This window comes from Actinomadura kijaniata NBRC 14229, from assembly GCF_001552175.1.
Taxonomy (GTDB): Bacteria; Actinomycetota; Actinomycetes; order Streptosporangiales; family Streptosporangiaceae; genus Spirillospora; species Spirillospora kijaniata.
This window is the reverse complement of sequence record NZ_BCQR01000203.1, coordinates 1-20,235: the sequence shown is the minus strand read 5'-3', so window position 1 is coordinate 20,235 and position 20,235 is coordinate 1. Positions and strand designations below refer to the sequence as shown.

The 20,235-nt window shown below is 72.7% G+C and carries 17 protein-coding genes; 11 read left to right on the top strand and 6 right to left on the bottom strand.

What is annotated here, in order from left to right; genetic code table 11:
* Together AKI01S_RS42635 and AKI01S_RS42630 are read right to left on the bottom strand one after the other, a co-directional pair.
* On the bottom strand, positions 1-161 hold a 161-nt coding region (locus AKI01S_RS42635), incomplete at its 3' end, for an acyl-CoA carboxylase subunit epsilon (protein WP_067831611.1).
* Between the two features lie 47 nt (positions 162-208).
* Positions 209-1,801: an acyl-CoA carboxylase subunit beta gene (locus AKI01S_RS42630; protein ID WP_084000802.1), complete on the bottom strand. Its 1,593-nt coding sequence runs from the start codon at positions 1,799-1,801 to the stop codon at positions 209-211.
* Between the two features lie 143 nt (positions 1,802-1,944).
* Between AKI01S_RS42630 and AKI01S_RS42625 the strand changes: the two genes are divergently transcribed.
* Both AKI01S_RS42625 and AKI01S_RS42620 read left to right on the top strand, forming a co-directional pair.
* On the top strand, positions 1,945-4,584 hold the full coding sequence (locus tag AKI01S_RS42625) for a phosphoenolpyruvate carboxylase (RefSeq protein WP_067831609.1): 2,640 nt from the start codon (positions 1,945-1,947) through the stop codon (positions 4,582-4,584).
* On the top strand, positions 4,584-5,033 hold the full coding sequence (locus AKI01S_RS42620; protein ID WP_067831608.1) for a GNAT family N-acetyltransferase: 450 nt from the start codon (positions 4,584-4,586) through the stop codon (positions 5,031-5,033). The genes AKI01S_RS42625 and AKI01S_RS42620 overlap by 1 nt, the downstream gene beginning before the upstream one ends.
* On the opposite strand, the gene AKI01S_RS42615 is transcribed toward AKI01S_RS42620, so the two are convergent.
* Positions 5,006-6,343: a serine hydrolase domain-containing protein gene (locus tag AKI01S_RS42615; protein WP_245682016.1), complete on the bottom strand. Its 1,338-nt coding sequence runs from the start codon at positions 6,341-6,343 to the stop codon at positions 5,006-5,008. The genes AKI01S_RS42620 and AKI01S_RS42615 overlap by 28 nt on opposite strands.
* A 111-nt stretch (positions 6,344-6,454) precedes the next feature.
* On the opposite strand from AKI01S_RS42615, the gene AKI01S_RS42610 reads away from it, so the two are divergent.
* Positions 6,455-7,138: a TetR/AcrR family transcriptional regulator gene (locus tag AKI01S_RS42610; RefSeq protein ID WP_067831607.1), complete on the top strand. Its 684-nt coding sequence runs from the start codon at positions 6,455-6,457 to the stop codon at positions 7,136-7,138.
* 210 nt (positions 7,139-7,348) lie between these two features.
* Here the strand turns inward: AKI01S_RS42610 and AKI01S_RS42605 are convergent, their stop codons facing one another.
* Complete coding sequence (locus AKI01S_RS42605) at positions 7,349-8,131, bottom strand: enoyl-CoA hydratase/isomerase family protein (protein WP_067831605.1); 783 nt, start codon at positions 8,129-8,131, stop codon at positions 7,349-7,351.
* A 53-nt stretch (positions 8,132-8,184) separates the two neighbouring features.
* Between AKI01S_RS42605 and AKI01S_RS42600 the strand changes: the two genes are divergently transcribed.
* From AKI01S_RS42600 to AKI01S_RS42590, 3 genes are all read left to right on the top strand, one after another.
* Positions 8,185-8,505: a hypothetical protein gene (locus AKI01S_RS42600; protein ID WP_067831603.1), complete on the top strand. Its 321-nt coding sequence runs from the start codon at positions 8,185-8,187 to the stop codon at positions 8,503-8,505.
* A gap of 64 nt (positions 8,506-8,569) precedes the next feature.
* The gene (locus AKI01S_RS42595) at positions 8,570-9,427 is read left to right on the top strand and encodes a biotin--[acetyl-CoA-carboxylase] ligase (protein ID WP_218010032.1); all 858 of its coding nucleotides are present in this window, start codon (positions 8,570-8,572) and stop codon (positions 9,425-9,427) included.
* A 104-nt stretch (positions 9,428-9,531) separates the two neighbouring features.
* A complete protein-coding gene (locus AKI01S_RS42590; protein ID WP_067831601.1) occupies positions 9,532-10,572 on the top strand; it encodes an adenylate/guanylate cyclase domain-containing protein in 1,041 nt (346 codons plus the stop codon).
* Between the two features lie 88 nt (positions 10,573-10,660).
* Here AKI01S_RS42590 and bfr read toward each other — a convergent pair whose 3' ends face one another.
* Positions 10,661-11,146, bottom strand: a complete 486-nt coding sequence (gene bfr, locus AKI01S_RS42585; protein WP_067831600.1) for a bacterioferritin — start codon at positions 11,144-11,146, stop codon at positions 10,661-10,663.
* A gap of 106 nt (positions 11,147-11,252) precedes the next feature.
* Positions 11,253-11,612: a (2Fe-2S)-binding protein gene (locus tag AKI01S_RS42580; protein ID WP_067831599.1), complete on the bottom strand. Its 360-nt coding sequence runs from the start codon at positions 11,610-11,612 to the stop codon at positions 11,253-11,255.
* Positions 11,613-11,782: 170 nt separating this feature from the next.
* Between AKI01S_RS42580 and glgX the strand changes: the two genes are divergently transcribed.
* The 5 genes from glgX to AKI01S_RS42555 all read left to right on the top strand — a co-directional run.
* Entirely contained in the window at positions 11,783-13,915 is a 2,133-nt protein-coding gene (gene glgX / locus AKI01S_RS42575; protein ID WP_067831597.1) for a glycogen debranching protein GlgX, read from the top strand.
* Positions 13,908-16,115, top strand: a complete 2,208-nt coding sequence (gene treY, locus AKI01S_RS42570; protein ID WP_067831595.1) for a malto-oligosyltrehalose synthase — start codon at positions 13,908-13,910, stop codon at positions 16,113-16,115. Before glgX ends, treY begins: the two co-directional genes overlap by 8 nt.
* Positions 16,112-17,848, top strand: coding sequence for a malto-oligosyltrehalose trehalohydrolase (gene treZ, locus AKI01S_RS42565; RefSeq protein WP_067831593.1), 1,737 nt, complete (start codon positions 16,112-16,114; stop codon positions 17,846-17,848). Before treY ends, treZ begins: the two co-directional genes overlap by 4 nt.
* Positions 17,849-18,290: 442 nt before the next feature.
* A complete protein-coding gene (locus tag AKI01S_RS42560) occupies positions 18,291-18,962 on the top strand; it encodes a response regulator transcription factor (RefSeq protein ID WP_019629095.1) in 672 nt (223 codons plus the stop codon).
* Between the two features lie 122 nt (positions 18,963-19,084).
* The coding region (locus tag AKI01S_RS42555; protein ID WP_067831591.1) for an ATP-binding protein at positions 19,085-20,235 on the top strand (1,151 nt) is incomplete at its 3' end.

Genomic DNA, 20,235 nt, shown 5'->3' with positions numbered 1-20,235 from the left:
GACCGGTCGGCCCACCGCGACACCGGCCCCGGCTCCCCGGCGGGACGGGCCGCGGCGGCGGCCCGGGCGCGCGCGGTCAGCACGGCCACCAGCGCCGCGACCTCCTCGGGCGTGGGGTCGCCCCGCACGATCTGCAGGAACGGCTTGTCCTCGGCGCTCATCGGGATCTCCTTCGACGGCGGGCGGCCGGTGCTCCGGCGGGGGTGCTCTACAGCGGGATGTTGCCGTGCTTCTTCGGGGGCAGCGTCCGGCGCTTGTCGCGCAGCGCCCGCAGCGCCTTGACGACCTGGCCGCGGGTCTCCGACGGCTTGATCACCGCGTCGACGTAGCCGCGCTCGGCGGCGACGTAGGGGTTGGCGAGGGTGTCCTCGTACTCGGTGATCAGCTCGGCGCGGCGGGCGTCGGGGTCCTCGGCGGCGGCCAGCTCGCGCCGGTAGAGGATGTTGACCGCGCCCTGCGCGCCCATGACCGCGATCTGGGCGGTCGGCCACGCCAGGTTGACGTCGGCGCCCAGGTGCTTGGAGCCCATGACGTCGTAGGCGCCGCCGTACGCCTTGCGCGTGATGACGGTGACCAGCGGGACGGTCGCCTCGGCGTAGGCGTACAGCAGCTTCGCGCCGCGCCGGATGATGCCGTTCCACTCCTGGTCGGTGCCCGGCAGGAAGCCGGGGACGTCCACGAACGTCAGCACCGGGACGTTGAACGCGTCGCAGGTCCGCACGAACCGCGCGGCCTTCTCCGAGGCGTCGATGTCGAGGGTGCCCGCGAACTGCATCGGCTGGTTGGCGACGACGCCGACCGAGCGGCCCTCGACCCGGCCGAACCCGACGATGATGTTCGGCGCGTACTGCGCGTGGACTTCGAGGAACTCGCCGTCGTCCAGCACGTGCTCGATGACGGTGTGCATGTCGTAGGGCTGGTTCGGCGAGTCGGGGATGAGGGTGTCGAGCTCCTCGTCCAGCTCGTTCGGGTCGACCGGGACCTCGAACGCCGGGGGCTCGGCGAGGTTGTTCGACGGCAGGTACGACAGCAGCGCCTTGACGTACTCGATCGCGTCGTCCTCGTCGGAGGCCTGGTAGTGCGCCACCCCGGACTTCGAGCTGTGGGTGTGCGCGCCGCCGAGCTCCTCGAACGTCACCTCCTCGCCGGTGACCGTCTTGATCACGTCGGGGCCGGTGATGAACATGTGCGAGGTCTTGTCGGCCATGACGATGAAGTCGGTGATGGCGGGGGAGTACACCGCGCCGCCCGCGCACGGGCCGAGGACCAGGGAGATCTGCGGGATGACGCCGGAGGCGTGCACGTTCCGCTTGAAGATCTCGGCGTACAGGCCGAGCGCGACCACGCCCTCCTGGATGCGCGCGCCGCCGGAGTCGTTGATGCCGATGACCGGGCAGCCGGTCTTCAGCGCGTGGTCCATGACCTTGCAGATCTTCTCGCCGAACACCTCGCCCAGCGAGCCGCCCGCCACGGTGAAGTCCTGGCTGAACACCGCCACGTGACGGCCGTCGACCGTGCCATGGCCGGTGACCACGCCGTCGCCGTAGGGGCGGTTCCTCTCCATGCCGAAGTTCGTCGAGCGGTGCCGCGCCAGCTCGTCGAACTCGACGAACGAGCCGGGGTCGAGCAGCGCGTCGATCCGCTCGCGCGCCGTCATCTTGCCCTTGGCGTGCTGCTTTTCGACCGCACGCTCCGAGCCCGCGTGCACCGCCTCGTACCGGCGCCGTTCCAGATCCGCGATCTTTCCCGCCGTCGTGTGGATGTCAATGTCCACCGCGGGTTCAGGAGCTTCCATCGCCATGCCGTGAAGGGTAACCGGACGCTGATCCGGTGCGCCGCACCGGGGCCGACCTGCCGTGGACACGGCACGGTCGAAGAGACCCGCCACCCTCGCCACCAGGCCAGTTAACAAGGACGAAACGGGCGCTCCACTACGCTGAGGCCGTGGCTGAACAGAGCAGTGAGACGACCCGCGACACCCTCCGGCAGGAGCTGCCGGAACCGCTGCGCCGCGACGTACGGCTGCTGGGCGCGATGCTCGGCGACTCGCTCGTCGAGTACGGCGGCCGGGAACTGCTCGACGACGTCGAGCGGCTCCGGCACGCGGTGATCGCCGCCCGGCGGGGCGAGACCGGCTCCGCCGAGGTCGCCGCGCTGGTGGACTCCTGGTCGCTGGAGCGCGCCGAGCAGGTCGCCCGGGCGTTCACCGTCTACTTCCACCTGACCAACCTCGCCGAGGAGCACCACCGCATCCGCACGCTGCGGGAACGCGACACCGGCGACGGCACGGTGTCCTCGTCGATCGAGGCGGCCGTGGCGGCGGTGCGCGCGTCGGCCGGGGACCGGATCGCCGAGACCATCGAGGGGCTGGAGTTCCGGCCGGTCTTCACCGCCCACCCGACCGAGGCGCGGCGGCGCGCCGTGGTCACCGCCATCCAGCGGATCAGCGACCTGCTGGCCGAGCTGAACGCCGGTCCGGGCGTCTCCGAGCGGGCCGAGACCGAGCGGCGGCTGCGCGAGGAGATCGACCTGCTGTGGCGCACCGCGCTGCGCCGCAACACCCAGATGGACCCCCTGGACGAGGTCCGCACGGCGATGGCGGCGTTCGACGAGACCATCTTCCGGGTGGTGCCGCGGATCTACCGGGCGCTGGACGCCGCGCTCGACCCCGAGGGCACCGGGACGCGGCCGCCGCGGGCCCGCCCCTACATCCGGTTCGGGTCGTGGATCGGCGGGGACCGGGACGGCAACCCGTTCGTCACCGCCGCCGTCACCCGCGACGCCATCATGATCCAGGCCGAGCACGTGCTGCGCGCCCTGGAGGCCGTCTGCGCCCGCGTCGGCCGCGAGCTGACCGCGCACGAGTCCACCACCCCGCCGTCGGCGGCGCTGCGCAACGCGCTGGCCGCCGCCCGCACCGCCCAGCCCGCGATCCTCGCCGGGATCGTCAAGCGGTCGCCGGGCGAGCCGCACCGGCAGTTCCTGCTGTACGCGGCCGAACGCGTCCGCGCCACCCGCGAACGCGACGCCGACCTGGCCTACGGGTCGCCGGACGAGCTGCTGGCCGACCTGCGGACCGTGCAGGAGTCGCTGGCCACCGCCGGGGCGGACCGGCAGGCGTACGGGCGGTTGCAGAACCTCGTCTGGCAGGTGGAGACGTTCGGGTTCCACCTGGCCGAGCTGGAGATCCGCCAGCACTCCGAGCTGCACGAGAAGGCCCTGGCGGAGGTCCGCGCCGGCGGCCCGCTGTCGGAGATGACCGAGGAGATCCTCGACACCCTGCGCGTCGTGGCCTGGATCCAGTCGCGGTTCGGCGTGCGGGCCTGCCACCGCTACATCGTGTCGTTCACGCGGTCGGCCGAGGACATCGCCAACGTCCACGCGCTCGCCGCCTCGCTGGGCGAGCACGCCCCGACGCTCGACGTGATCCCGCTGTTCGAGACCGGCGAGGACCTGGAGCGCGCCCCGCGCGTCCTGGAGGGCATGCTGGAGATCCCGGCCGTGCGGCGCCGCCTGGCGGAGACCGGCCGCCGCCTGGAGGTCATGCTCGGCTACTCCGACTCGGCCAAGCAGCTCGGCCCGACCAGCGCCACGCTGCGGCTGTACGACACCCAGGAGGCGCTGACCGCCTGGGCCGCCGACAACGACATCACGCTGACGCTGTTCCACGGCCGGGGCGGCTCCCTGGGCCGCGGCGGCGGCCCCGCCAACCGCGCGATCCTGGCGCAGGCCCCCGGCTCGGTCGCGGGCCGCTTCAAGGTGACCGAGCAGGGCGAGGTGATCTTCGCGCGGTACGGGCACCCGCAGATCGCGCGCCGCCACGTCGAGCAGGTCACCAACGCGGTCCTGCTCGCCTCCACCGGCCCGGTGCAGGAACGCGCCCGCGCCGCCGCCGTCCGGTTCCGCCCGCTGGCCGACAAGATCAGCGAGGCGGCGAAGGGGGCGTTCCGGTCCCTGATCGAGACCGAGGGCTTCGCCGAGTGGTTCGGCCGGGTCAGCCCGCTGGCCGAGATCGGCGAGCTGCGCATCGGGTCGCGCCCGGCCCGCCGCAAGGCCGCCCGCGGGCTGGAGGACCTGCGGGCGATCCCGTGGGTGTTCGCCTGGACGCAGACCCGCGTGAACCTGCCCGGCTGGTACGGCCTGGGCTCGGGCCTGGCCGCGGTGTCCGGCGACGGCGCGGACCTGGCCGAGCTGCGGGAGGCGTACGCGGCGTGGCCGCTGTTCCAGTCGCTGCTGGACAACGCGGAGATGAGCCTGGCCAAGTCGGACCGGGCGATCGCCGCGCGCTACCTGGCGCTGGGCGACCGGCCCGAGCTGACCGAGACGGTCCTCGCCGAGTACGACCGGACGCGTTCCCTCGTCCTCGCCGTCACCGGCCACGAACGCCTGCTGGAGAACCGCAGGGTCCTGTCCCGCGCCGTCGAGCTGCGCAACCCGTACGTGGACGCGCTGTCGCACCTGCAACTGCGGGCGCTGTCGGCGCTGCGGGCGGGCGTCGCCGACGACGCCGAGCGCGAGCACCTCGAACAGCTCCTGCTGCTGTCGGTCAACGGCGTCGCCGCGGGCCTGCAGAACACCGGCTGATGGACGTCCGGATCCGGCCCGCGGTCGCCGCCGACCGCGGGCCCGTCGAACGGATCGTCACGGCGGCCTACACGCCGTGGATCGAGGTCCTCGGCGTCCGGCCGCTGCCGATGGAGGCCGACTACGGCGCGCTGATCGGGGCCGGGCTCGTCTGGGTCACCGACCCGCCCGCCGGGCTGGTCGTCCTCGTCCCCGAGGACGGCTGCCTGCTGGTGGAGAACGTGGCCGTGGACCCCGCGTTCCACGGCCGGGGGCTGGGCCGCCGCCTGATGGCGTTCGCGGAGGAGCGGGCCCGCGCGCTGGGCCTGCCCCGCCTCCGCCTCTACACCAACGAGCTGATGGCCCGGAACATCGCGCTCTACGAGCGCCTCGGCTACCGCGAGACCGGCCGGGAGACGTTCCCGACCGGCCACCGCGCCGTTCACATGGACAAGTCGCCGACCTGGTAGGCGGTCGTCCAGAAGTCCTGGGAGAGGCGCAGCGTGTCCGGGGCGTCCATCGCGGCCTGGGTGAGCAGGATGCCGTTGAGGTCCTCGGCGGGGTCGGCGTAGGCGGAGGTGCCCAGGCCGCCGTCCCAGCCGAACTGGCCCACCCGCGCGTGGTCGCGGCGGAACGTCCGCACCGCCATCCCGAACCCGAAGCCGCCCTGCTGCCCGAACCCGCCCGCGCCCTGGCTCGCGAAGAACGCGTCCTTGCCCGCCCGCTGCCCGTCGGTGAGGTGGTCCATGGTCATCAGCTCGACGGCGGCGCGTGACAGGACGCGTTCGCCCCGGTGGACGCCCTTGTTCAGCAGCATCCGCTGGAACGCGTGGTAGTCGTCCACGGTCGAGACCAGGCCGTCGCCGCCGTTCGGGAACGCCGGGGCCTGGCTCCACCGGCCGGTCGCGGCCTCGTCGTAGACGACCAGGGAGCCGTCGGCGGGGTCGTGGGCGTAGCTGGTCGGCAGGCGGTGGATCTTCTCGGCGGGGACGTGGAAGCCGGTGTCGGCCATGCCGAGCGGCGCGAAGAGGCGGTCGCGCAGGAAGTCCCCGAACGGCTGACCGCTCACCCGGGAGACCAGCACGCCCAGCACCTCGGCCCCGGTGTGGTAGAGCCAGCGCTCGCCCGGCTGGTACATCAGCGGCAGCTCGCCCAGCCGCCGCATCCACTCGTCGGGGGCCAGCGTCGTGCCGTGGGCGAGGATCCCCGACTCCACGAGCGCGCCCATGATCGGGGATTCGGCCTGCGCCGCGGCGGGCAGGCCGAGCCCGAACGTGAACGTCAGCAGGTCCCGCACGAGGATCGGCCGTTCGGCCGGGACGGTGTCGTCCAGGGGCCCGCCGGCGTTCCGCAGCACCCGCCGGTCGGCCAGCTCGGGCAGCCACTCCTCGACCGGGTCGTCCAGCCGGAGACGGCACTCGTCCACCAGCGCCATCACCCCGGCGGCCGTGACCGGCTTGGTCACCGACGCCATCCGGAAGATGGTGTCCCGGCGCATCGGGGCGCCGCCGCCCGCGTGCAGCGTCCCGAGCGCCTCCACGTGCGTCTCGTCGCCGCGCCCGACCAGCGCGACCAGGCCGGGGACGGCCCCCGACTCCACGTGGCGCCCCAGCACCTCGCGCATCCGCCGCAGCCCCGCCTCCGACAGCCCGTCGCGCCGCCCGAGCCAGGCCCGGTCGCGCATCTCCCGGCGCAGGCGGTCGCGGACGTCCCGGCCGATGCCGTCGCGGATCTCGCGCTCGACCAGCTCCCGCATCCCCGACGTCACGTTCTTCTCCACGCCCACTCCTTGCGATCGGTGTTCCCGGCTTGCGAACACTGTACGCATCAGATCGGCCGTGCGCAACAGCGAACAGTGTGCGCTACGGTGGGCGTGGACGAAGGAGGTTCCATGGCGACAGACGGCAAGCCCATCCCCTCGGTCTGGGCCAAGCCCCGCAAGCAGCGGGAACAGCCCGCGCTCACCCGCGAGCGCATCGTCGCGGAGGCGGTGCGGCTGCTGGACGAGGAGGGGTTGGAGGCGCTCAGCATGCGCAGCCTCGGCACCCGGCTCAACGCCGGGGCCACCTCGCTCTACCGGCACGTCGCCAACAAGGACGAGCTGATCGAGCTGGTCGTGGACGAGGTCTACGGCGAGCTGCCGGTCCCCGCCCCGGACGACCCCGACAGGTGGCGCGCGGCCGTGGCCCGCGCCGCCGGGGAACTGCGCACGATGGCCCTGCGCCACTCCTGGGTGGCGTCGGTCCTCGGCCAGGTGGGGCTCGCCGAGCTCGGCCCGAACGTGTCGCGCGTCTCCGACGGCATGCTCTCGCTGTTCACGGCGGCGGGTTTCGCGCCGGAGGACGCCGACCGGTCCATGAAGACGGTCCTGTCCTTCGTGATCGGCACGGTGACGAGCGAGGCGGCGTGGCTGTCACTGGTCGCCCGCAGCGGGATGGGCGAACGCGAGCTGGTCGTCTCGCTCCAGGGAGAGGACACCGGCCAGGATCCCGGGCAGGTGCGGGAGGAGAACTTCGCGTTCGGGCTGGAACGCGTGCTGGACGGCCTGGAGGTCCACCTGTCCCGGAAGGGCTGAGGACCCCGCCCGCAGGCGGGACCCACACGTTCCGGACCTGTTTTCGGAGCGGGCCCCGGTCACGCGCGCGAACGCGCTACCTGACCCGCGGGCCCTCATCCGGAGGCGGGGACTCACGGGTCGGATCGCGAAGCGATGCCGCGCTCGCCAAGCCCTGGTGCACGGCGCGCGCCCCCGGGCGAGCGCCGTACCAGGGCTGTGGGACACGGCCTAGGACGGCCAGTTCGGGGTGCGCTTCTCGTTGAACGCCGCGATGCCCTCGCGGCGGTCCGGCGAGAACGCCACCGAGCGCCAGGCGTTGTCCTCGATGTCGAGGCCCGCGTCCAGCCCGACGCCGCCGCCCAGGCGCATGGCGCGCTTGGCGGCGCGGACGGCCGTGGGGGAGTTCTTCGCGATGGCCGCCGCGATCGTGAGGGCCTCCTCGCGCGCCGTCCCGGCGGGCACCTTCCGGTCGACCAGGCCGTACTCCAGCGCCTCGTCGGCGGACAGGCGCCGCCCGGTGAACACCAGGTCCGCCGCCCGCCCCGAGCCCATCCGGCGCAGCGCGAGCTGCGTCCCGCCGCCGCCGGGGACCAGGCCCACGGTCACCTCGGGCAGTCCCAGCACGGCGGTCTCGTCAGCGATGATCATGTCGCAGGACAGCGCGAACTCGCAGCCGCCGCCCAGCGCGTAGCCGTGCACCGCCGCGACCACCGGCTGGGGCAGGTTCAGCACCCCGCCGAACGCCGCCCGGAACACCGGCCGCTGCGCCAGGATCTCGTCGTCGGTCATGGCGTTGCGCTCCTTGAGGTCGGCCCCCACGCAGAACGCCTTCGCCCCGGCCGCCGACAGCACCACGGCCCGCACCGACGGGTCCGCCGCCACCTCGCCGCACACGGCCGCCAGCCGCCGCGCCATGGCGGTGGACAGGGCGTTGTGCGCCTCCGGCCGGTCCAACACGATCTCGGCGACATGCTCGTTCTTCTCATCCCGCCGCAGAGTCACACCATCCATGCCCGGCACTCTAGGCCCCCCGCCCGCCGGTCCGCCGTACCGGGGTGATCGTCATGAACGGGGCGGCGGGCGGCGGCGCCCAAGGGCCGCCCGGTGGGTGCTGGTCGCGCTCGGTCTGGCGACGCTGGCGGGGGCGCTCGCCGGAGCCGCCGGCCCGTACCGGCAGACTGTCCGGCTGGTGGGACGGGTTCTTCCTGCTCGCCTTCCGCACGTTCTGCTGGATGTTCATGAGCTTCGTGCCGGTGGGCCTCGTGGAGGACGTCGTGGCCTTCGGCCTGGAGGTGGACGTCGGCCTCGCCGTGTACGCCGGGGTGGCCGTCCTGTTCACCGCGGTCCCCCTCTGGATGCTGTGGATCACGCTCGACCGATGGTGAGCGACGCGGCCGGAGACACCCTCCCGCTCCGGCCGACCGCCTCCGGATGAGGTTGGATGGTCGGGTGAGCGAGTCACCGTATGCCGACCTCAACAGGCCGCCGCTGCACGAGCAGGCGCTGCGGCGGGCCCTGGTACGCGACGACGGGCTCTGGCGGGCGATCGACGTCGTCGCCGAGACCGGGTCCACCAACGTCGACCTCGCCGCCGCCGCCCGCGACGGCGCGCCCGAGGGGACCGTCCTGGTCACCGAGGCGCAGACCGCCGGGCGCGGGCGCATGGGCCGGAGCTGGAGCGCCCCGCCGCGGTCGGGGCTGATGTTCTCGATGCTGCTGCGGCCCGCCGTCCCGGCCGCGCGGCTGGGCTGGGCGCCGCTGCTGACCGGGGTCGCGGTGGCCACGGCGGTGCGGCGGATGACCGCGCGGGTCGAGGCCGGGGACTTCGGGGAGGCGCACGGCGACGCCGCCGTGGACGTGCGGCTCAAGTGGCCCAACGACCTGCTGGTCGGCGACCGCAAGCTCGCCGGGATCCTCGCCGAGCGGATCGACGACGCGCTGGTGGTCGGGGTCGGGCTGAACGTCGGGCTGCGCGCGGATGAACTTCCCGTGCCGACCGCGACGTCGCTGGCCGTCGAAGGAGCGCCGCTGAGCGACCGGGCGCCGTTGCTTCGGGCGGTGCTGCGGGAGTTCGAGACCTGGTACCGGGAGTGGACCGCGCTGGACGGCGACCCGGAGAGCAGCGGCCTGCGCACCGCCTACAAGGAGCTGTGCGCGACGCTGGGCCGCGAGGTCCGGGTGCGGTTGCCCGGCGACCGCACGCTGACGGGCGTGGCCACCGACGTGGACGGCTCCGGGCGGCTGGTGGTGGCGGGCGAGCCGGTCAGCGCGGGGGATGTCATCCACATTCGTCCGGCAGCTCCGTGAACGGAGGAATCGGAGGTCTGTCACGATATGGCGGGCGGAAAGTCGTGGTGAGGGTGCCCGTATCGTGGCCGGGAGACCTGGTCATGGGCTGAGGGGCGGGAGAGATGTCTGCCAGAGTGCCGGACCCCAGGGAGGTCGAGGAACTCCTGCTGGGCGGCGAGCTGCGCTACACCCGCGTGGACGCCGTCCGGCTGTCGGGGGTGACCCGTGAGTTCTCGGGGCGGCTGTGGCGGGCGTTCGGGTACCCCTCGATGCCCGACGACGCGATCGCCTACACCGAGGGCGACGTCGCCGCGCTGTGCCGCATCCGCCGCCTGATGGACGAGGGCGTGCTGGACGAGGACGGCGTGATCCGGCTGGTGCGGGCGTTCGGGCAGACCATGACCCGGCTGGCCGAGTGGCAGGTCAACCTGCTCAGCAGCATGCTGGCCGGTGGGCCGCAGGAGCAGCCCGGCGACGAGGCGATCGAGTCGATCATGCGGCTGGCCGAGAAGCACATCGACGAGTTCGAGCCGCTGGTCGTGCACGCCTGGCGGCGGCAGCTCGCGGCGGCGGGCACCCGCGCGATGGCGGCGGCCGACCACACCGGCGAGGACGGGTCGCGGGGGCCGCGCCTGGTGGTGGGGTTCGCGGACATGGTGTCGTTCACCCAGATGAGCCGCGAGCTGAACGAGCTGGAGCTGGCCCGCGTCGTGGAGTGGTTCGAGGAGACCGCCGCCGACATCATCGCCACCTGCGGGGGCCGCCTGGTCAAGACGCTGGGCGACGAGGTCCTGTTCTGCTCCGACAGCCCCCGGATCGGCGGCGAGATCGCGCTGGCCGTCGCCGAGGCGATCCAGGACGAGACCGAGGTCCCCGACGTCCGCGTGGGCGCGGCCTACGGCCCGGTGCTGCCGCTGATGGGCGACGTGTTCGGCACCACGGTGAACCTGGCGGCCCGCCTCACGTCCCTGGCCCGCCCCGGAACGGTCGTCGTGGACACCGAGCTGGCCACGGCCCTGCGCGACGAGCCGGGCTTCGAGGCCACCACGATCGTCAAGCGTCCGGTCCAGGGCCTCGGCATCATCCAGCCCTGGGTCCTGCGCCGCCCCCGCGAGGCCCCGCGGAGCGCCTGGTCGGCCGCGGTCGACGACCCGGAGATCTGACCCGCCGGAGATCCTGCCCGCCGTGCGCGGGGCGAAAACCCGCCGCGGCCCGGGTGGTGTCCGGGCCACGACGGGGAAGGGCGGGAGGTCAGTCGCCGTGCCCCGGGTCGCCGGTCAGGCGCTGGAGGTAGTTCTGCTCGCCCAGCGACCGCAGGAGGCTCAGCTCGGTCTCCAGGTAGTCGATGTGCGACTCCTCGTCCGCCAGGATGTCCTCGAAGATCCGGGCGGAGGTCACGTCGCCGCGCGAGCGCATCAGGTCGATGCCGGGACGCAGCCGGGCCACCGCCTCCAGCTCGATCTCCAGGTCCGCCTTGAGCTGCTCCTCGATCGTCTGGCCGATCCGCAGGGTGCCGATCTTCTGGTAGTTCGGCAGGCCGTCCAGGAACAGGATCCGGTCGGTGAGCCGCTCGGCGTGCTTCATCTCGTCGATGGACTCGTGCCGGGTGTGCGCGGCCATCTTGGTGAAACCCCAGTTCTCCTGCATCTTGGCATGCAGGAAGTACTGGTTGATGGCCGTGAGCTCGGCGGTGAGCTGTTCGTTCAGCAGCGCGATGATGTCCTTGTCGCCTTCCATGACGCCATGGTGGCATGAGCGGCCCGAGTCTGGACAGCACTGAAGCCCGTTCGGCGCGTGTCCCGGGCGAGGGGACGGCCGGACGGGTGGCCGCGGAAACCCTGTGTCAGGCTGCGGTGGACTCGGCGCTGCTCCTCTCCCGGTCGGTGGATTCGGCGTCGGCGAGGTCGTCCGAGGTCAGCCAGCGCGACCTCGCCGGGGCGAAGACGCGGACCGGCTCCGGCGCGGGCTCGGCGGGCGGCTCGGGAACGGCGCGCGGCAGCGCGGGGCCACCGGTGATCGCGTCGACCAGGTCGCTGGCCGTGCGGTACTCGCTGACCAGGCGGGCCAGCCGCTTGGTGCAGGAGCCGCAGCCCGGCTTCCATCCGCACGCGGCCTTGACCTCCCGGGTGTTACGGCAGCCGCCTTCGGCCACGCAGCCGAGGACGTCGTCCTCGGTGAGGGCGTTGCAGACGCAGACGTACATGGGGGAGGAACGGCCTTTCGGACGGGAGGCTGTGTCGGTAAGGACAACCTCAATAAGGTAAGGCTCCCCTAAGGTAACCGATCGCCGCCCGATCTGGCCAGTGACCTTCGGACTGGTGTGATCTAACCCGCAGTGGGAAGCACATCTCTCGCGATGACGGGAGGACCGCTGTGGCACAGGTGTGGCCGGGTGACCCCTATCCGCTGGGGGCCCACTTCGACGGTGCTGGAACCAACTTCGCGGTCTTCTCAGAAGCCGCAGAACGGGTCGATCTCTGCCTGTTCGACCGGGACGGGAACGAGCGGCGCCAGCCGCTGCCGGAGGTGGACGCGTTCGTCTGGCACGGCTATCTGCCCGGGATCATGCCGGGCCAGCGGTACGGCTACCGGGTCCACGGGCCCTACGACCCCTCCCGGGGGCACCGCTGCAACCCCAACAAGCTGCTGCTGGACCCCTACTCCCAGGCGATCGAGGGCGCGATCGACTGGGACCAGGCGTGCTTCGGCTACACCTTCGGCGACCCCCGGTCCCGCAACGACGAGGACTCGGCCCCGCACACGATGCGTTCGGTGGTGGTCAGCCCCTACTTCGACTGGGGCGACGACCGTCCGCCGCGCACCCCGTACCACGACACGGTGATCTACGAGGCGCACGTCAAGGGCCTCACCAAGCGCCATCCCGACATCCCGCCGGAGCTGCGCGGCACCTACGCCGGGGTCGCCCACCCGGTGATGATCGAGCACTACGAGCGGCTCGGGATCACCGCGATCGAGCTGATGCCGGTCCACCAGTTCGTGCACGACGACATGCTGGTCAAGCGGGGACTGCGCAACTACTGGGGCTACAACACCATCGGCTTCTTCGCCCCGCACAACGAGTACTCGGCCGCCGGGCAGCGCGGCGAGCAGGTGCTGGAGTTCAAGGCGATGGTGAAGGCCCTGCACGAGGCGGGCATCGAGGTGATCCTCGACGTGGTCTACAACCACACCGCCGAGGGCAACCACATGGGCCCGACGCTGTCGTTCCGGGGCCTCGACAACGCCTCCTACTACCGGCTGGTGGACTCCGACCCGCGCTACTACATGGACACCACCGGCACCGGCAACAGCCTGCTGATGCGCAGCCCGCACGTGCTCCAGATGATCATGGACTCGCTGCGGTACTGGGTGACCGAGATGCACGTGGACGGGTTCCGCTTCGACCTGGCCGCGACCCTCGCCCGCGAGCTGCACGAGGTGGACCGCCTGTCGGCCTTCTTCGACCTGGTCCAGCAGGACCCGGTGGTGTCGCAGGTCAAGCTGATCGCCGAGCCGTGGGACGTCGGCGAGGGCGGCTACCAGGTCGGCAACTTCCCGCCGCTGTGGACCGAGTGGAACGGCCAGTACCGCGACACCATCCGCGACTACTGGCGCGGCCAGCCCGGCACCATGCCCGACTTCGCCTCCCGCCTGACCGGCTCGTCCGACCTGTACGCCGACGACGGCCGCAAGCCGCTCGCCTCGATCAACTTCGTGACCTGCCACGACGGCTTCACGCTGCACGACCTGGTCTCCTACAACGTCAAGCACAACGACGCCAACGGCGAGGCCAACCGGGACGGCACCGACGACAACCGCTCCTGGAACTGCGGCTACGAGGGCCCCGCCGACGACCTGGACGTCGTGGCCCTGCGCGAACGCCAGAAGCGCAACTTCCTGGCCACGCTGTTCCTGTCCCAGGGCGTGCCGATGATCGGCCACGGCGACGAACTCGGCCGCACCCAGCGCGGCAACAACAACGCCTACTGCCAGGACACCGAGCTGTCCTGGATCGACTGGGACAGCCTGATCGAGAACTTCCCGCTGCTGGACTTCGCCCAGCGGCTGTCGCGGCTGCGCCGCAAGCACCACGTGTTCCGGCGCCGCCGCTTCTTCCAGGGCAGCCGCAACATCAACATGCCCGCCGGAGGGGACCGCCCCGACCTGCCCGACCTGGTGTGGTTCACGCCGGGCGGCAACGAGATGACGCAGGCGGACTGGTCGGCCGGGTTCAACAAGTCGCTGGCGGTGTTCCTCAACGGCGACGCCATCACCGAGCCGGGCCGCCGCGGCGAGCGGCTCCGCGACGACTCGTTCCTGCTGATGTTCAACGCCCACGAGGGCGACCTGCGGTTCGCGCTGCCGCCGGGCCGCTACGGAGGGATGTGGATCAAGGTGCTCGACACGGCCGACCCGATGCTCGCCGAGGCGGAGTCCCCGGTGGTGAAGGCGGGCGAGACGATCCTGGTCGAGTCGCGTTCGGTGCAGGTGTTGCGCCGTGTCTGACCGCCCGTTCCCGTCCGGCACCTACCGCCTCCAGCTGCGCGGCACCTCCGACCCGCAGCGCTTCGGCTTCCACGAGGCCGCCGCGCTGGCGCCCTACCTGGCGGCCCTGGGCGTCTCGCACGTCTACCTGTCGCCGGTGCTCCAGGCCGCGCCCGGCTCCACGCACGGCTACGACGTGCTGGACCACGACCGGCTGGCGGCCGAGCTGGGCGGCCCGGACGCGTTCCGCGCGATGGTCGCCCGGTTCCGCGCCTGCGACCTGCGCGTGATCGTGGACGTGGTGCCCAACCACATGGCGATCCCCGACCCGCCCGAGCTGAGCCGCCCGCTGGCGTCGGTGCTGGAGCACGGCCCCGGCTCGCCCTACGCGCGCTGGTTCGACGTCGACTGGGAGGCCGGGGGCGGGCGGCTGGTCCCGCCGGGCCGGGGCACCCCCAACTACCGGCGCTTCTTCGACATCTCCGGGCTGATCGGCCTGCGCCAGGAGGACCCGGAGGTGTTCGAGGCCACCCACCGGCTGCTGTTCGAGCTGTACGACGCGGGCCTGGTGGACGGCCTGCGCGTCGACCACCCCGACGGCCTGGCCGACCCGCGCGGCTACCTGGACCGGCTGGCCGCCCGCTGCCCCGGCGCCTGGATCCTCGTCGAGAAGATCACCACGGGCGAGGAGGAGCTGCCCGCCGACTGGCGCTGCGCGGGCACCACCGGCTACGACGCGCTCGGCATGGTCGGCGGCCTGTTCGTCGACCCCGACGGCGAGAAGCCGCTGACCGAGACCTACACCGACCTGACCGGCGGGCCGCCGGCGTTCGCCGACGTCGAGTACCAGGGCCGCCGGTACGCCGCCGAGCACGGGCTGCGCCCCGAGACCGACCGGCTGCTGCGCGTGCTGCGCGGCGCCGTCGGCGACCGCCCCGACCTGGAACGCGTCCTGGTCGAGCTGCTGGCCGCCATGCCGGTGTACCGGGCCTACGTGGTGCCCGGCGAGGAGGCCCCGCCGCAGGCCGTGGCGGTGCTGGAGGAGGCCGCCCGCCGCGCCCGCGCCCGCCTGCCGGAGGGCCTGCACGGCGAGCTGGACCGCGTGGTGCGGCTGGCGCTCGGCTGCGACGGCGCCCCCGCCGAGTTCGTGGTGCGGTTCCAGCAGACCGCCGCGCCGCTGGCCGCCAAGGGCGTGGAGGACACCGCGTTCTACCGCTGGAACCGGATGGCCGTGCTCAACGAGGTCGGCGGCGACCCCGACCGGTTCGCGGTGTCCCCGGACGACTTCCACGCCTACTGCGCCCGGACCGCCCGCGACCGGCCCGGCACGATGACGGCGCTGTCCACGCACGACACCAAGCGGCAGGAGGACGCCCGCGCCCGCCTGGCCGTGCTGGCCGAGCTGCCGCAGGCGTGGGTCGAGAACGTCGAGCGCTGGCACACCGCGTTCGGCGACGGCTCCCCGATGGAACCGGACCTGGAGTACCTGTTCTGGCAGTCGCTGGTGGCCGCCTGGCCGATCACGCCCGAGCGGCTCGACGGGTTCCTCACCAAGGCGATGCGCGAGGCCAAGACCGCCACCAACTGGCTGGATCCCGACGAACGCTACGAACGCGACGTCCTCGGCTTCGCCCGCCGCGTCCTGGAGTCCGACGCCGTCGCCGGGCGGGTCGCCAAGTTCGTGGCGCTGCTGGAGCCGTACGCTCAGACGGTGTCGCTCGGCCAGAAGATCGTCCAGCTGACGATGCCGGGCGTCCCGGACGTCTACCAGGGCTGCGAGCTGTTCGGGCACTCCCTGGTGGACCCCGACAACCGGCGCCCGGTGGACTACGGGCGGCGGCGGTCCCGGCTGACCCGGCTGGACTCCGGCCGCGAGCCCGCCGACGCCGACGACGCGAAGCTGCTGGTCACCTCGCGGACGCTGCGCCTGCGCCGGGACCATCCCGACTGGTACGGGCCGGACGGCGGCCACACGCCGGTCACCGCGACCGGCCCGGCCGCCGCGCACGCGGTGGCGTTCCGGCGGGGCCGGGCGGTGACCGTGGCGACCCGGCTGCCGGTGGGGCTGGAACGCCGGGGCGGCTGGGACGACACCCGCCTGGCCCTGGACGGGGGCGTGTGGCGGGACGCGCTGACCGGAGCCGTCCACCAGGAACTGAAGATCGCCGATGTGCTGGCCGGGCTCCCGGTCGCGCTGCTGGTCCCGGAGGAGTCGACGTGACGTGGTTCGAGGTGTGGGCCCCCGGGGCGCGGCGCGTGCGGATCGCGCTCGGCGAGGGCGGCCGCGACCGGCGGGATCTGGAGCCGCAGGACGGACGGCCCGGCTGGTGGCAGGCGCACGTGCCCGGCACCGGGCACGGGACCGACTACGGGTACGTGCTCGACGACGGCGGGGACGTGCTGCCCGACCCGCGCTCGCCCTGGCAGCCGCACGGCGTGCACGGGCCGAGCCGGGTCTACGACCACGACCGCTTCGAGTGGACCGACCACGCCTGGCACGGACGGCCGCTGCCCGGCGGCGTGCTGTACGAGCTGCACGTGGGCACCTTCACCCCGGAGGGCACGTTCGACGCGGTGATCGACCGGCTGGACCACCTGGTCGGGCTGGGCGTCGACGCGATCGAGCTGCTGCCGGTGGCGGCGTTCAACGGCGAGCGCGGCTGGGGCTACGACGGGGTGGACCTGTGGGCCCCGCACGAGCCCTACGGCGGCCCCGACGGGCTGAAGCGCCTGGTGGACGCCGCCCACGCCCGGGGCCTGGCCGTGATCCTCGACGTCGTCTACAACCATCTGGGGCCCAGCGGGAACTACCTGGGCCGGTTCGGACCGTACTTCACCGACGCGCACACCACCCCGTGGGGCCCGGCGGTGAACTTCGACCAGGAGGGGGCCGACGAGGTCCGCGCGTTCGTGATCGACAACGCGCTGATGTGGCTGCGCGACTACCACCTGGACGGGCTGCGGCTGGACGCCGTGCACGCCATCCGCGACGACGGCGCCGTCCACGTGCTGGAGGAGCTGGCGGTCGCCGTGGACGGGCTGGCCGCGCACCTGGGTCGCCACCTGTACCTGGTCGCCGAGTCCGACCTGAACGACCCCCGCCTGGTCACCCCGCGCGAGGCGGGCGGGTACGGCCTGCACGCCCAGTGGGACGACGACGTCCACCACGCCATGCACGCGCTGCTGACCGGCGAACGGCAGGGCTACTACTGCGACTTCGGCACCACCGCGGCGCTCGCCAAGGCGCTGACCGGGGCGTTCGTCCACGACGGCACGTTCTCGACCTACCGGGGCCGCCGCCACGGCCGCCCGGTCGACCGGCAGCGGACCCCGGCGCACCGGTTCGTGACGTTCCTTCAGAACCACGACCAGGTCGGCAACCGCGCCGCCGGGGACCGCAACGGCGCCTCGCTGTCCCCGGAGCTGCTCAAGGTCGGCGCGGCGCTGCTGCTGCTCGGGCCGTTCACGCCCATGCTGTTCATGGGGGAGGAGTGGGGCGCCTCGACCCCGTGGGCGTACTTCACCGACCATCCCGAGCCGGACCTGGGACGGGCCGTCACCGAGGGGCGGCGGCGGGAGTTCGCGCGCTACGACTGGGAGGACGAGGTCCCCGATCCACAGGCTGTGGACACCTTCCGGCGTTCGGTGCTGGACTGGGCCGAGCCGGGCAAGGAACACCACCGCGACCTGCTGGAATGGCACCGCACGCTGATCGGGCTGCGGAAGGGGCACCCGGCGTTCACCGACCCCCGGCTCACCGAGGTCGACGTGACCGGCGGGGCCGACTGGCTGATCATGCGGCGCGGCTCGCTGGCCGTGGCCGCCAACCTGGGCGACCGCTCCATCACCCTGCCGGTGGACGCCGACCGCGCGCTGCTGCTCTCCGACCCCGCGATCCGGCTGGACCCCGGGGCGGTCAGCCTCGCGGCGACCTCGGTCGCGGTCCTGTCCTGAGCGCCCTCCCGCCGAGGTCGCCGGGGCGTCCCGGACGGCGGGAGAGGTACCGCGACGGCAATCCCATCGTCCGCGAGTACACAAAACCCAGAATGTGCAACAGGCCCTCGACCAACGCGTACCACCAAATACGGTCACGATTGTCGGCGGGCATTCCGGCGGCCCCGCGGACCGTCATGGAGAACCCAGGAGCAGGAAGACTCCGATATGGGACTCGTCGGCGAAACCGGTGGGAAGTCCGACGAAATGGATCACCCCCGGACCGGTGGGGGGCGGGGCGCCGACCGCCCAGGTGACGGCCCCGTCCGGTGTCGCCACGTACGCCTACCTCCGCTTTCACCACGGAATGTCAGCATTCGAGGATGTACTATGAGTGGCAAACCGCAGGTCAAGAGCGTGGCGCATGCCAGGAAACGTTCATGAATGGCCATACGATCGGTTCATGACCTCAGTACTGCTCGCCGAGGACGACACGTCCATCTCCGAGCCTCTCGCCCGTGCGCTGCGGCGCGAGGGGTACACCGTCGAAGTCAGCCCCGACGGGCCGCAGGCCCTGGAGCGGGCGCTCGGGGGCGGCGTTGACCTGATCGTGCTCGATCTCGGGCTGCCCGAGCTCGACGGCCTTGAGGTGGCCCGTCGGGTCCGCGCCGAGGGGCACGGTGTCCCGATCCTGATCCTGACCGCCCGCGCCGACGAGGTCGACACGGTCGTGGGTCTGGACGCCGGTGCCGACGACTATGTCACCAAGCCGTTCCGGCTGGCCGAACTGCTCGCCCGGGTCCGGGCGCTGCTGCGCCGCGGCAGCACCGAGACCCCGATCGTCCAGGGGGTGCGGATCGACGCCGAGTCGCGCCGCGCCTGGATGGGGGACCAGGAACTCCAGCTCACCACCAAGGAGTTCGACCTGCTGCGCGTGCTGGTGCGCGACGCGGGCAAGGTGGTCACCCGCGAACAGATCATGCGTGAGGTGTGGGACACCAACTGGTGGGGGTCCACCAAGACCCTGGACATGCACATTTCCTGGCTGCGCCGCAAGCTCGGCGACGACGCCGGAAGCCCGCGCTACATCACGACCGTGCGCGGCGTCGGCTTCCGGTTCGAGCGCGGCGACTAGAGCCCTCACCGCCATGGTCATGCGGCTCCACCGCCGCGCGGCGGCCGTCCCGAGCGGCCGCCGGAGGTGGGCGGCCGGTGGCCCGGCATGGCCATGGCCTTCCGAACCCCGAAGGAGCCCAGATGAGGCGCCGACTGCTGTTGTCGACGCTCGCGGTGGCGATCGTCGCGATCCTGCTGCTCGGCATCCCCCTCGCCTACGCCACGCACAAGCTCATCTACGAGGAGGCCCGCCAGTCGCTGGCGCGTGAGGCGTCCTCGATCCTCGGCGGCGTCGCGCTGAACCTGGACGCCAACGAGCGCCCCGACGAAAGCAAGATCGCGCAGGCGTACCCCGGGCGGTACATCGTGATCACGTTGCCGGACGACCGGGCCATCACCGCCGGGCCGAAGCCCGCCCCGCGGACGGACCTGCTGACCGCCGGGGGCACCGCGGGCGGCGTCCACGTCCAGGTGTCGCGCCCGGCCGCCGAGGTGCGGGACGAGGCGCTCAAGCAGCTGCTGCTGATCGGCAGCCTGGCCGCGCTCGGCGTGGCGGTGACCGTGGCGCTGGCGATGTTCCAGGCCCGCAAGCTGACCCTGCCGCTGATCGACCTGGCCGAGACCGCCGACCGGCTGGGCAGCGGCAACGCCCGCCCGCGCCGCCGCCGGTACGGCATCGCCGAGGTGGACCGGGTCGCCGAGGTCCTGGACCGCAGCGCGGTCCGGATCGCCGACCTGCTGGCCGCCAGCCGCGAGTTCGCCTCCGACGCCAGCCACCAGCTGCGCACGCCGCTCACGGCGCTGACGATGCGGCTGGAGGAGATGATCGAGGCCGCCGACTACCCCGACGTGGTCCGCGAGGAGGGCGCGGCCGCCATCGCCCAGACCGAGCGCCTGGTCGCCGTCGTCGAGCAGCTGCTGGCCCGCGCCCGCCACGACCGCACCGGCGCGGCCGTCCCCTCGCCCATCGACGGCGTCATCGCCCAGCAGGTGGAGGAGTGGCGGCCGCTGTTCCGCCGCGACGGCCGCGAGATCCTGATGACCGGCGAGCAGGGCCTGGTCGGCCTGACCAACCCCGAGGGCCTGTCCCAGATCATCGCGACGCTGCTGGACAACTCGCTGGTCCACGGCGCCGGAACGGTCACCATCAACACCAAGCAGGGCGCGAGCTCGGTGGTCGTGGAGGTCGGCGACCAGGGCGAGGGCATCCCGCCGGAGCTGGAGCCGCGCATCTTCGAACGCAGCGTCAGCAGCGGCAAGGGCACCGGCCTCGGCCTGTACCTGGCGCGTTC

Bases quoted from the DNA above. Each gene is read 5' to 3' on its own strand.
- AKI01S_RS42630 (WP_084000802.1), bottom strand. From the start codon at position 1,801: ATGGCGATGGAAGCTCCTGAACCCGCGGTGGACATTGACATCCACACG.
- AKI01S_RS42620 (WP_067831608.1), top strand. From the start codon at position 4,584: ATGGACGTCCGGATCCGGCCCGCGGTCGCCGCCGACCGCGGGCCCGTC.
- AKI01S_RS42610 (WP_067831607.1), top strand. From the start codon at position 6,455: ATGGCGACAGACGGCAAGCCCATCCCCTCGGTCTGGGCCAAGCCCCGC.
- AKI01S_RS42605 (WP_067831605.1), bottom strand. From the start codon at position 8,131: ATGGATGGTGTGACTCTGCGGCGGGATGAGAAGAACGAGCATGTCGCC.
- AKI01S_RS42600 (WP_067831603.1), top strand. From the start codon at position 8,185: ATGAACGGGGCGGCGGGCGGCGGCGCCCAAGGGCCGCCCGGTGGGTGC.
- AKI01S_RS42590 (WP_067831601.1), top strand. From the start codon at position 9,532: ATGTCTGCCAGAGTGCCGGACCCCAGGGAGGTCGAGGAACTCCTGCTG.
- bfr (WP_067831600.1), bottom strand. From the start codon at position 11,146: ATGGAAGGCGACAAGGACATCATCGCGCTGCTGAACGAACAGCTCACC.
- AKI01S_RS42580 (WP_067831599.1), bottom strand. From the start codon at position 11,612: ATGTACGTCTGCGTCTGCAACGCCCTCACCGAGGACGACGTCCTCGGC.
- AKI01S_RS42560 (WP_019629095.1), top strand. From the start codon at position 18,291: ATGACCTCAGTACTGCTCGCCGAGGACGACACGTCCATCTCCGAGCCT.